This is a genomic window from Rubrivirga sp. (assembly GCF_049648075.1).
Lineage (GTDB): Bacteria > Bacteroidota > Rhodothermia > Rhodothermales > Rubricoccaceae > Rubrivirga.
In genome coordinates this window covers 1-11,587 of the sequence record NZ_JBARYR010000040.1, presented here as the reverse complement: position 1 = coordinate 11,587, position 11,587 = coordinate 1, and the positions used below count along the sequence as shown (strand labels likewise).

Genomic DNA, 11,587 nt, shown 5'->3' with positions numbered 1-11,587 from the left:
GGAGCCGGCTGCGTGGCGGACTCGGCCGCTCGGCGCTGGGGCGCAGGTGGCGGGAGCGGGTGCTTCCGCTTGCGCCGCGGCTCCGGCGACTTGTACGCGTCGGGCGCGTTGAGGAACGACGCAAGGTGCCCTGGGCCTGGAGACCCGAGCGCCTGGAGAACGTCCGACAGCTGGTCCGCGACGACGGCCGCGCTCGCCGGCCTCGAGGACGGCTCCTTGTCCAGCAGCGACTCGGCGATCTCGACGAGCGTTGCCGGGACACGCGGGTCGCCGACGAGCGCCGCGGCGGGGTCGAGGTGGAGCACAGCATCGAGCGTGCTCGAGGTATCTCCGCTGGCAAACGGCGCGCGGCCGGTCAGCGCGTGGACCAGGACCGCGCCGAGTGAGAACAGGTCCGACGCGAGGCTGGGTGCCTCGCCCTTGATGATCTCAGGCGCGAGCGTTCCCAGGGTGCCGCGGACCTCCTGGTCGCCCTCGTCGTCCGCAAGCGACGCCAGCCCAAAGTCGGTCAGCTTGACCTCGCCCTCGAGGCCCAAGAGCACGTTGGCCGCCGACACGTCGCGGTGCAGGATGCCGGCTTGGTGGACGGCCTCGAGGCCGAGCGCCGTTTCGTAGGCCACGAAAACCGCGAGCTCCGGCGGCAGCGCCCCGACGTCCGCGACCACGTCATCGAGGTCGGCGCCCTCGACCCATTCTGCGACGAGGGAGTCGTCGGTGACGTGGAGCACCTGGACCACGTTGGGGTGCTCGACGCCGGCCGCGAGCCGGGCCTCGGCCGTGAAGCGCTCCCGCCGCTCGGGATCGTAGGTGTGGACCTTCTTGAGGACCACCACCTTCCCGCTCGTCTGGTCCAGCGCCTTGTAGACCGTGGCCACGGGACCACGGGTCAGCTCGGCAAACGGCCGGACATCGGGGGTATCAGTGACGATGGCAGTGAGTGCGGGAGGCGATGGAACCTAGCGCACGGACGGATGGGTCCCGTTCGCCCGGGAGATGCAAAGGTGTGAGCGGCCGGATAGGGCCTCGAGGGCGGAGGGGCAGGAGGCCATCACGCGGAGAGTGGCGTCCTCGAAGAGGCTCTGTCTCGTCCTCGAGGTCGGACGCTAGCCGATGCCGCCCTCGAGGTCGCGTGCTGTCACGCCGCCTCGGCGGGCTCCGGCTCGTTCCACTCTTTGAGTCGGTACTGGAGCCAGCGGCGGGAGACGCCCAGCGTGCGGGCCGTCGCGGAGACGTTGCCGTCGCAGGCGTCCAGGGTTTGTTCGACGGCCAGGCGCTCCACTTCCTTCATGGTCATGCCGGGCGACAGGTTGAGCGCGTCGCTGGCCGGTGCGTCCGGCAAGCGGAGGTCCTCGGCGGTCACGACCGACGACCGGGCCATCACGACTGCGCGCTCGACCGTCCCCTCGAGCTCGCGCACGTTGCCGGGCCAGCGGTGTCGCTTTAGTGCATCGAGGGCGTCCGCGGAGAACCCCTCGACGCGCTCGCGAGGCCCGACGGCGTAGCGGTCGAGAAAGTGATGGGCGAGCAGCGCGACGTCGGTGCGGCGCTGCCGGAGCGGGGGGAGCTCGACGCGGATCGTGTTGAGCCGGTACATCAGGTCCTCCCGAAACCGGTTCTCCTCGACCAGGTCCGCGAGGGGTTGGTTCGTGGCCGAGACGACCCGGACATCGACGCGCCGCGTGGCCGTGTCGCCGACGCGCCGAACCTCGCCGGTCTGGAGCACGCGCAGGAGCGCCGTCTGAAGCTTCGGGCTCAGGTCGCCGACCTCGTCGAGGAAGATGGTCCCGCCGTCCGCGGCCTCGAAGAGTCCCTTCTTATCGGTCGCGGCCCCCGTGAATGCGCCCTTTTTGTGCCCGAAGAGCTCGCTCTCGAGCAGCTCGTCCGGGAGCGAGCCGCAGAACAGCGCGACGAACGGCTGCTTCGCCCGAGGCCCCTCGTAGTGGAGCGCACGCGCGACGAGCTCTTTGCCCGTCCCGGTCTCGCCCTCGATCAAGACGGTCGCGTCCGTGTCGATCACGCGGCGCAGCGTCTCGAACAACCCCTCCATCGCCGGGCTCGTCCCGACGATCTCGGTGAACCCGTGCTTGTCTCGTGCCTCGGACAAGAGCCGGCGGTTCTCCTCTCGCAGGGCGGCCTCGCGCCGGGCGCTCTCGATGGCGATGGCTGCTTGGTCCGCAACGGCGCGCAGGAACGGCAGGTGCTCGCGCGTGAACCGGCCTCTCGCCTTGACGGCGTCGAGGTAGATGGCCCCGATCTGGCGGGCGCGGAGCCGGAGTGGCACGCACGCGATCGACTTGATCTGTTGGAGCACCACGCTCTCGACGCCCCCGTAGCGCTCGTCCTGCTCGGCCTCGTAGACCAGGACCGGCTCGCCGGTGCGCAGCACTTCCTGGACGACGCTCGTCGAGAGCGGCCGGACGCCGGCCAGGTCGTCGCCGGTAAAGTTGCGGCTGGCCCGGATCTCGAACGGTTCGTCTCCACCCTCGGCCTCGAGCAAGACGAACCCGCGCTCTGCACCGAGCGCCTCGAGGGCGGCGTCGACGACCACGTCGAGGACGCGCTCGGCGTCACGCGCGGAGTTGAGCGCCGCGGCGATCTCGGAGAGCGCCTCGAGGGCGTTGTGCGGGTTGGGTGTGGACGTCATTACAAAACTTCGAATCTGGACTCGAAAGAACGACTCCGGTTACCGACCTCGTCGACGTAAGCGACCGTCCAGAAGTACGTTCCGCGAGAAAGCGTCTCGGTCACTGTGTACGTCGTCGTCGAACTCGGGACGGTGACCCGCTCGAGAATGACATCTGGACCGATGCCCCGGGTTTCGATCAGCTCGACATCCAACGTGTAGTCGTACGGAAGATCACGGATGTCCCAGTCGAGGACGATGCCAGCGCCGCTGTTAAGCACGACGGACTGCGTGGGAGACACCGGCGCTGGCGGAGGGTCGATCACTCGGACAAGGCCGAAGGGCGCACTGCGGACGACGTTGCCGTTGAGATCCATGACCTCGACGTACAGGGCCTCGCCAAGCAGTCGCTCGAGCCTTCCACCCGGAAGGTCCTCGCCCTCGAGGGTGCCCGAGAACAGTCCGCGAGAGATTTCGGACAGGGGCGATCGAATGCCCAGAGGCTCCACAACGAGCGTCGCTGTCTCCACCTCTTCAACTCCGTCAGGATCCGTAGCAGTAGCCGTGACCTCGAGGACGTCTGATTCGACCCCTGCGACGTTGCTGTCGACCCGAATCGACCGGGCGGTCGTGGAGGTCACGACCGGCAGTGAATCAATCCGGAGGGTGACTTCGGTGGTCCTGGAACTGGATACCTCGACCTCTCGAGTGACGGCTCGGAACGAATCGCCGTCTGCCACCACGCGGTACATGCCGGCGCTCAATCCGGTCGCGACGAAGCGTCCGGCTTCGTCGGTTACAGTGCTCCGGTCCGCCATGCCCGTCTCGTCATCCGTCGGGACGAACCGTACGCGCACGCCGGCGCGGCCTTCGAAAGGGAGCCGCGTACTGGTGACCTGCCCCGATACGGCGCCGAGTTGGGGGAACCCCGAGGCCGGATCGAGCGGGTTGTCATGCGGCGCACTGTCGCACGCGGCGAGGCACACGAGGGCGATGACGAACGGGAGCGCGCGGAGCAAAGCGACCTGTTGGAATCCGTACCGGAAAATAGGAGGGCCTCCCTGAGAACCCAGTGTAGACCGCGCCCAAACGGTGAGGGGTCAACGATGGTACCGAAGGCTATTGAACGAACGACGCCCCCACAGGATTCTGCCTGTGAGGGCGTCGGAGGACGGGGAGCCGGGGCGCTCTCGGCTAACTTTGGCTCCGGGACCGCTCCGGGCGAGCGGCTAACAGGAGAAGGGCGAAGAGAGCCGCCGGAACTGCGAGTTGCAACGCGAGGACCATGACGTACGGCGGCTGGTGATGGGGGACAAGCGGACATTCGTAAAGACGCGCCCAGAGTTGCGTTCGTCACATCACGAGGTCCGATTCGTTGCAGATAGACGGTGAGCTGTTTCTACCGGGATGTGAGTCGGGTTCGACGTGGCACCGTCCGGCCTGTCCTGCGATCTTGGACCACCCACTCCCGTGTAGATGCCGCGCCACATCACCGCTCCTACCCAACTCCCCGGCCCCGGTGGAAAGACCATCGAGGAGCACGTCGGACGCGTGAACACCGAGACGACCTCGATGTCGGTCGCCCACATGATCGCGCCGCCGGGATGGTCGGAGCCCGCTCAGCAGCCCGCCTTCGATGAGGTGACGATCGTCCTGCGCGGCACGATGCGCGTCGAGCACGAGGGCGGCGTCCTCGACGTCGGAGCGGGGGAGACCGTTTTGTGTCAGGCCGGCGAGCGCGTCCGCTACCTCAACCCGTCGGCCGACCTCGAGTGTGAGTACTGGGCCGTGTGCACGCCCGCGTTCTCGCCCGGCACCGTCCACCGCGACGACGAGTAGTCGTCCTCGAGGTCGTGGATCCACCTCAGATGAGAGGTGACGGCTCTCCGAGAGAACCGGGTCTCTCGTTTGGTCGGCGGTCCGTCCTCGAGGCCGACGGCCTTCTCGCGTCCACGCGGGCCCCGCCCTCGAGGTCGCGCCCCGCACGGCGGTACGTTGTCGGTATGGCCGCTGACTTCTACGCCACGCTCCCCATCATCGAGCGCTTCGAGCGCTTGGCCGACGACGCCGCCTACGTCCCGCTGCCCGACGACTGGACGATCGTGTTGACAGACGTCGTCGGATCGACAGAAGCCGTGCAGTCGGGCCGCTACCGCGACGTCAACTACGTGGGAGCGGCCTCGATCGCGGCGGTCCTCAACACAGCAGATCGCGCTGATCTACCGTTCGTGTTCGGCGGTGACGGCGCGACGCTCGTGGTGCCGCCGTCCGTCCTCGAGGGCGCGCTCTCCGCGCTCGCGGCGTTGCAGGACCACTCGTCGGAGCGCCTCGGCCTGCCGCTGCGTGTCGGGGCCGTTCCACTCGAGGCCGTCCGGGCTGCCGGACACGAGGTCGCGATCGCCCGGTACCAGGCGTCCGAGAATTACGCTCAGGCCCTCTTTCGCGGGACCGGACTCGGATGGGCCGAGGACCAGGTCAAGGACACAGCGACGGCGTCGCAATGGGCCAGCACCGCCACTCCCGCCGAGGACGATGACCCCTACGCCGGCCTCGAGTGCCGATGGCAGGACGTCGAAAGCCCTCGCGGTGAGACCGTGTCCATCCTGATCGAGGCCTTCGGCGACGATCCCGACGCCACGTACCGGTCCGTCCTCGAGGCCGTCGGCGAGATCTACGACGACGAGGCCTCGCACCCAGTGTCCGTCGACCGAATGCGGCTGGCGCTGACGCCGGGTAAGCTCGGCCCGGAGTCCCGGCTGCGTCAGCCGAAGCGTCGGTGGCGACACCAGGCCAAGCTGTGGGTCATGAACCTGATCGGCCGCGTGCTCATCCGGTTCGGCATCGAGACCTCCGAGACGAACTGGGCGCGCTACCCGACCCTGTTCCGGGCGTCGACGGACTACCGCAAGTTCGACGGGGTCCTGCGGATGGTCCTGGCGGGCGGCCCGTCCGAGCGCGAGCGCCTCGAAGGCGTTCTGGAACCGTTGTACCAAGCCGGCCGGCTGGCGTACGGTCTCCACGTCTCGGACCGCGCCGTCCTGACGTGCCTCGTTTACCAGCGGATGGGACAGCAGGTCCACTTCGTCGACGGCGCAGGCGGCGGCTACACGAACGCTGCGATCGGGTACAAGCGGAGGCGCCGTGCTCTCCAGACTGGAGGGGCCGTATAGGCCCAACCCGGCGCATCTAAGGTTTGCCGTCGGATCATCGATACTGAGAGGGACTCCCACCGCATCCGATGGTCCTCACGGAGACCGCCCCGCTAACCAGTACGAGAGAGACCCCATCGGTCACGCTCCGTCGGCTCCGCCGTTTGCTCGACGTCAGCGTCGCGCTCAACACCATCGAGGACTCGGAGAGCCAGCTCGACTTTATCGCGCGGACGACGCTCGATGTGATGCAGTGCGGAGCGGCCTCGATCCTCCTGTTCGACGACACCACAGGAGCGCTCCGGTTCGTCGCGGCGACGGGCGCCGGGGCCGTCCTGGTAGGGGAGGAGGTGCCGTTGAAAGGGAGCTTGGCTGGCGCCACGTTCTCGGACAACCGCATCCTCCACGCTGTCCACGCCGACGAGGACGCCCGCCGCTACCGCGATGCCGATGCCCAGACAGGCTTCAGTACGCGGTCGCTCCTGGGCGTCCCGATGCGGATCGACGGACAGCCCGTCGGTGTTCTTCAAGCCCTCAATCCTAAGCGCGAGCGCTTCGACAGCGCCGACGCGGAAGCTCTCCTCATCATCGCGGCCCAAGCCGCCGTTGCGATCCGAGGCCTTCGCCATGAAAAGGCACTGCAACGCGCCAACGACCGGTTGGCGGAGCTAGATCGTCTCAAGAGCAGCTTCATGGCCATCGCTTCGCACGAACTGCGGACGCCCTTGACGGCGATCCAGGGCTTCGGCCAGATCCTGCTCGAGGAAGTCCGCGGCGAGCTCCACATGCACGCCGACGCCATCGTACGAGCCGGCGAGCGAATGATGGACGTGGTCGAGACCGTGGACGTGATGAGCAGTCTCAACGCGACCGTCGGGTCCCACCCCGGCGTCATGCTATCCCTGTCGAGCATCCTCGCGTCAGTCATCCAGGAGGAGGCGCCCCACGCCGAGGTCGCGATGCCGGAGGGACCCCTGCTGGTCGAGGGCGCAGCACCTCGCTTGCGTCTTGCTCTACGCAACCTGATCCGCAACGCCGTTCAGTTCTCAGAGCCCGATGCCCAGGTGAGCCTCGAGGCACGTGTCGACGCCGGCGAGATTCGGATCGCGATCGCGGACGCCGGCCGCGGCCTCGAGGCCGGCGCCCTCGAGGACATCTTCGAGCCGTACCACCAGGTGGCGAACCCGGATCAGCGAGACCACGAAGGCCTCGGCCTAGGGCTCACCGTGGCACGAGCCGTTGTCCGGCAGCACGGGGGGCAGCTCTGGGCAGAGAGCCCCGGTCTCGGTCGGGGCTCCACCTTCCACGTGAGGCTTCCACTCGCCGAGGCCTAGCTCGGGCCAAAGGCACCCTCGACGACGGACCCCACCCCCAGCAGCCAGGCGGTCTCGTCAGTGGGCTCGGCCAGGGCGGCCTCGTTGAGGGTGACGCGTAGGACTTGGTGGGGCTCCCACTCGACCTCGCTAGTCAAGTCGTCCTCGATGGCGTCGGTCGCGTGGGCGTCACAGGCGAGTCCCGGCGACGGCGTGTCCTGAACGACGAGCACCTCGGCGTCCTCGATGCGTAGCGCGTAGCGCGCGTTGGGCACGCCCTCGACTACGCCCGTCGAATACTCGTACGCCTCATCGTCGTAGGCGACACGGGGGAGCGGTAGGTGGAGAAGAACGTGAACGGCGGCAGATCGCACCCGTCAAGCGTCGGCACCCTCCGAGGGCGCTCTGGTGGCTCAGGCGCGATGGGAAGCTCTGGTGTCTCAGCCAGACGACGGAATCAGCGACTGATCCCTCATCGCTTCATGAAGGGAGCGAGAAGCCGGCTCGCAGGTGTTACCGGGACCCGCCCTCGACCATATGTCGGTTCTCTTATCCGCATTGGCACAGACGGGACGCGCGGTCGACCGGTCCTTCAACGTGGTCCGCCGCCGGCTCGGGCTTTGGAGCCGCGTCCGTGTCGTGCTCTACGGAGGATACGGCCGTCCGGGATGTGTTCGGCTCCGGGGCCGAGTGCTCGGAGGGCAGAGCGCGGAGCCGCGTAGTGGCGCTCCAGTCTGGTCGACCGTCTGGCGGACGGCTCGCCGCTTTGTAACCGACGACGTCCCCGGAGCGCGCGTCGAGGTCACTGTCGGGGACGTGATCGTCGAGGCGACGAGCGACGTCGACGGCTACTTCGAGGCCGCCCTCGAGGTCGAGGTCTGCCCGTCCAGCTTATGGCGCTCAGCGACGGCTCGAGTTCTCGATCCCGCATCGGACGACGACGCCCACGCTTACGTCCAGGTCCCGACCGCCGACGCCCAGTTCGTCGTCGTCAGCGACCTCGACGACACCGTCCTCGAGGCCGAGGCACCCCACGCGTTGCGTCTCGCTTGGCGCGTCCTGTCGAGCTCGGCCGAGACGCGCCGGACGTTGCCCGGCGTCCGCACGCTGTACCGGGCACTCGTTACCGACGACGGCCAGCCGGTGAACCCCCTCGTCTACGTGTCGGACTCGCCGTGGGACTTGTACGAGCACTTGACGGGCGCCCTCGAGCACCACGGTATTCCTCGCGGGGCGCTCCACCTCCGCGACCTCAACGAGAACCCCATGTCGTGGCTCGACCCTGACGCGCACGCTCACAAGCTATCGGCCATCGGCGACGTCCTCGACACGTACCCCGACCTCGATGCCGTGCTGATCGGGGACAGCGGCCAGAAGGACCCGGAGGTGTACCAGCAGATCGTGGCGCGGCATGCTGGGCGCGTCCGGGCCGTCCTGATCCGACATGTCGCCGGCCCCCGTCGCGAGCGCGAGGTTTGTCAGATCGCCCGCGACGTCGAGATGCGGGGGACGGCCATGCGCGTTTTCTCCGACTCCGCCGAGGGCGCCCGGGCCGTGGTGGAACTCGGACTGGCATCGGAGCGCGCCGTCGGCCTTTTGCAAAGAAGCTCGTGGCGACCGCCGCGGACGAGCCCCTTCCGACCGTCCGCACCTCGAGGACGGTCCGCCTAGTCGCAGGTATCGGGGCCGTTCTGCTCCAGAACGGCGTACGGACCGTCCGGTGCGAAGGCGACCACCCGTACTCGGTAGCAGTCGTAGTCCCACTCGTCTCGGAACAGGTGGAACAGGTCGATGTCCGCGACCCTGTCCTCTCCGGGTACCAGGTTGTAGATCTGGACTCCGGTTGTCCGGTTCAAGACCGGAGGCGTGGTCACCTCGAGCGATACCGACTCGAGCCCCGCGCGTCCCGTGTTCCGAACCGTGAACCGGAGCCCGGGACGTCCGTCCTCAAGGGCGACCGGCCCATCCGTCTCGACCTCGAGGTCGTACCGGCTCGGACCCGACGCGTCGCACGCCGAGAGGAGACCGACCAGGAGGCAGGCGGCTGCGAGTCGGATCATGATGTCGTACCGACGCGCGGCTTGGGTGGGAGGGACCCCACTCGAGCAAGCGCGCACGTCCTCGAGGTCGCCGCGCTACTCCTCTTCGCCCTCGAGGTCGGCCGGGTCGAGCGGCGCCGCGGCCGGCGGAACGGCCTCGAGGCCGGCCTCGGTCGTCTCGACGGCGGCCTCCTCGTCGTCCTCGATGATGACGCGGGCCACGTCCGCGATCGCGTCGTTGGCCTTGAGGTTGATGACCCGGACGCCCTGGGTGTTGCGCCCGTACGTCGAGATGTCCTGGACGGCCATGCGGATCATGATGCCGGCCTCGGTCGCGATCATCAGCTGGTCGTCCTCGAGGACGCTCTTGATGGCGACCAACTTGCCGGTCTTTGAGGTCGTCTTTTGGGCCGTGACGCCCTTGCCACCTCGCGACTGGAGCCGGAACGTGTAGTTCGAGATCGCCTCGCCGTCGTCGTCCAAGCGCTCGACGGGCGTCCGCTTGCCGTAGCCGTTCTCCGAGATCGTGAGCACCTGGGCGCCGTCACGGCGCACGGCGATCATGCCGACCACACGCTCGCCGTCCGGCAGCCGCATCCCGCGCACGCCTCGGCTCTTGCGGCCCATCGAGCGAACGTCGCGCTCGTGGAACCGGATGCCCTGACCCTCCGACGAGCCGAGCATGACTTCGGTGTCGCCGTCGGTCAGCTTGGCCTCGATGAGCTGGTCGTCCTCGACGATGTCGATCGCGATGATGCCGGACACCAGCGGGCGCTTGAACGCGGCCAGCGCCGTCTTCTTGACCCGGCCTCGGCGCGTGGCCATGAGCACGAAGCGGTTCTCCAAGAACCCGTCCGGGGCGTCGTCTCGGAAGTCCTCCTTCTTGATCGCCAGCACCGCCCGGACGCGGTCCTCGGGATCGATCCGGACCAGGTTGCGGATCGAGCGGCCCTTGCCCGTCCGCGAGCCCTCCGGCACGTTGTAGACCCGGAGCCAGTAGCACTGGCCGTGGTCGGTAAAGAACAGCAGGTAGTCGTGGGCGCTGGCCGTGAACAGGTGCTCGACGAAGTCCTCGTCGCGCGTGCCCGTCCCGCGGTGGCCCGTCCCGCCCCGGTTCTGCGTCTTGTACTCGTCCACGCTCGTGCGCTTGACGAGTCCTTGGTTCGTGATCGTCACGACCACGTGCTCGTCCTCGATCAAGTCCTCGAGGTCGATGTCGCCGCCGCCCATGATGTCGATCTCGGTCCGGCGTGGGTCGGCGTACTTCTCAGCGACGTCGCGCAGCTCGGTCGCGATGATCTGCATCCGCAGGTCGCGCGAGTTCAGGATCGACTGCAGGCGCTCGACCTCCTTCAGGATGTCGGCGTACTCGGCCGCGATCTTGTCGCGCTCGAGACCGGTCAGGCGGCTGAGGCGGAGCGCCAGGATGGCGTCGGCCTGAGCGGAGCTGAGCCACGGCTGGGGCTGGAAGTCTTGGCGCGACATCGCGTAGCCGACGGCCTCGCGCGGACCGGTGACGTCGACGGGGGAGGCGTCCTCGAGGCCGAGGCGCTGCTTCTGCTCGGCGGTCAGGCGCTGCGGGTAGACGCCGGCCATCAGGTTGGCGCGCGCCGCGTCGGTGTCCTCGCTGTGGCGGATGATCGCGATGACGGCGTCCAAGTGATCCAAGGCGACCGTCAGGCCCTCCAGGATGTGCGCCCGCTCCTCGGCCTTGCGCAGTTCGAACTCCGTCCGCCGCACCACGATCTCGTGGCGGTGCGCGACGTAGTGCTCGATCATCTCCTTCAAGCCCAACGTCTTGGGTCGTCCGTTGACCAAGGCCACCACGTTGACGCCGAAGGTCTGCTGAAGCTGGGTGTACTTAAACAGCTGGTTCTTGGTGATCTCCGGGACCGCGTCGCGGCGCAACTCCATCACGATCCGCATCCCGTCGCGGTCGGACTCGTCCCGGAGGTCGGCGATGCCCTCGATCTTCTTGTCCCGCACCGCGTGCGCGATCTTCTCGATCAGCGTCGACTTGTTGACCTGGTACGGGATCTCCGTCACGATCAGGGCCTCGCGGCCGACGCCGTCGCCGCCGCGCCGCTTGATCTCCTCCTCGTGAATCTTGGCGCGCATGATCACGCGTCCGCGACCGGTCCGGTACGCCTCGCGCACGCCGCCGACGCCGTAGATCACGCCGCCCGTCGGGAAGTCCGGCGCCGGGACGTGCTCCATCAGCCCATCGAGGTCGATCTCCGGGTCCTCGATGTACGCGACGATGCCGTCGACTAGCTCGCCCAGGTTGTGCGGCGGGATGTTGGTCGCCATGCCGACCGCGATGCCGGACGCGCCGTTAAGCAGCAGGTTGGGCAGCGCCGCCGGCAGGACGGACGGCTCGCTCAGGGACCCGTCGAAGTTGGGCGTGTAGTCGACGGTCTCCTTGTCGAGGTCGCGCAGGAGCTCCTCGGACAACCGCGTCAG

10 protein-coding genes are annotated in these 11,587 nt (G+C 68.1%); 4 read left to right on the top strand and 6 right to left on the bottom strand.

Translation table 11 applies throughout. The features are described from left to right. The 3 genes from WBA11_RS01230 to WBA11_RS01220 all read right to left on the bottom strand — a co-directional run. On the bottom strand, positions 1-875 hold an 875-nt coding region (locus WBA11_RS01230; protein ID WP_424518914.1), incomplete at its 3' end, for a serine/threonine-protein kinase. A gap of 260 nt (positions 876-1,135) precedes the next feature. Beyond that, positions 1,136-2,644, bottom strand: a complete 1,509-nt coding sequence (locus WBA11_RS01225; RefSeq protein WP_424518913.1) for a sigma-54 interaction domain-containing protein — start codon at positions 2,642-2,644, stop codon at positions 1,136-1,138. Beyond that, entirely contained in the window at positions 2,644-3,609 is a 966-nt protein-coding gene (locus WBA11_RS01220) for a carboxypeptidase regulatory-like domain-containing protein (RefSeq protein ID WP_424518915.1), read from the bottom strand. Before WBA11_RS01220 ends, WBA11_RS01225 begins: the two co-directional genes overlap by 1 nt. Positions 3,610-4,099: 490 nt before the next feature. Here WBA11_RS01220 and WBA11_RS01215 point away from each other — a divergent pair, with 490 nt between their 5' ends. From WBA11_RS01215 to WBA11_RS01205, 3 genes are all read left to right on the top strand, one after another. Then, positions 4,100-4,462, top strand: a complete 363-nt coding sequence (locus WBA11_RS01215; protein WP_424518912.1) for a cupin domain-containing protein — start codon at positions 4,100-4,102, stop codon at positions 4,460-4,462. A 164-nt stretch (positions 4,463-4,626) separates the two neighbouring features. After that, complete coding sequence (locus WBA11_RS01210; RefSeq protein ID WP_424518911.1) at positions 4,627-5,793, top strand: DUF3095 domain-containing protein; 1,167 nt, start codon at positions 4,627-4,629, stop codon at positions 5,791-5,793. Between the two features lie 143 nt (positions 5,794-5,936). Then, a complete protein-coding gene (locus WBA11_RS01205) occupies positions 5,937-7,106 on the top strand; it encodes an ATP-binding protein (protein ID WP_424518910.1) in 1,170 nt (389 codons plus the stop codon). Here the strand turns inward: WBA11_RS01205 and WBA11_RS01200 are convergent. Further along, positions 7,103-7,459 carry a hypothetical protein gene (locus tag WBA11_RS01200; RefSeq protein WP_424518909.1) on the bottom strand — a complete coding sequence of 119 codons (357 nt, stop codon included), beginning with the start codon at positions 7,457-7,459 and terminating at the stop codon, positions 7,103-7,105. The genes WBA11_RS01205 and WBA11_RS01200 overlap by 4 nt on opposite strands. A 163-nt stretch (positions 7,460-7,622) precedes the next feature. Between WBA11_RS01200 and WBA11_RS01195 the strand changes: the two genes are divergently transcribed. Beyond that, positions 7,623-8,756 (top strand): phosphatase domain-containing protein, encoded by a 1,134-nt coding sequence (locus tag WBA11_RS01195; RefSeq protein WP_424518908.1) that lies wholly within the window; start codon positions 7,623-7,625, stop codon positions 8,754-8,756. On the opposite strand, the gene WBA11_RS01190 is transcribed toward WBA11_RS01195, so the two are convergent. Together WBA11_RS01190 and gyrA are read right to left on the bottom strand one after the other, a co-directional pair. Then, positions 8,753-9,145, bottom strand: a complete 393-nt coding sequence (locus WBA11_RS01190) for a hypothetical protein (RefSeq protein WP_424518907.1) — start codon at positions 9,143-9,145, stop codon at positions 8,753-8,755. The genes WBA11_RS01195 and WBA11_RS01190 overlap by 4 nt on opposite strands. Positions 9,146-9,220: 75 nt before the next feature. Then, positions 9,221-11,587, bottom strand: a 2,367-nt coding sequence (gene gyrA / locus WBA11_RS01185; RefSeq protein ID WP_424518906.1) for a DNA gyrase subunit A, incomplete at its 5' end; no start/stop codon positions are given.

What these genes read in the sequence shown, in the direction of transcription:
- WBA11_RS01225 (WP_424518913.1), bottom strand. Translation starts at nt 2,644, where the DNA reads ATGACGTCCACACCCAACCCGCACAACGCCCTCGAGGCGCTCTCCGAG.
- WBA11_RS01190 (WP_424518907.1), bottom strand. Translation starts at nt 9,145, where the DNA reads ATGATCCGACTCGCAGCCGCCTGCCTCCTGGTCGGTCTCCTCTCGGCG.
- WBA11_RS01215 (WP_424518912.1), top strand. Translation starts at nt 4,100, where the DNA reads ATGCCGCGCCACATCACCGCTCCTACCCAACTCCCCGGCCCCGGTGGA.
- WBA11_RS01210 (WP_424518911.1), top strand. Translation starts at nt 4,627, where the DNA reads ATGGCCGCTGACTTCTACGCCACGCTCCCCATCATCGAGCGCTTCGAG.
- WBA11_RS01195 (WP_424518908.1), top strand. Translation starts at nt 7,623, where the DNA reads ATGTCGGTTCTCTTATCCGCATTGGCACAGACGGGACGCGCGGTCGAC.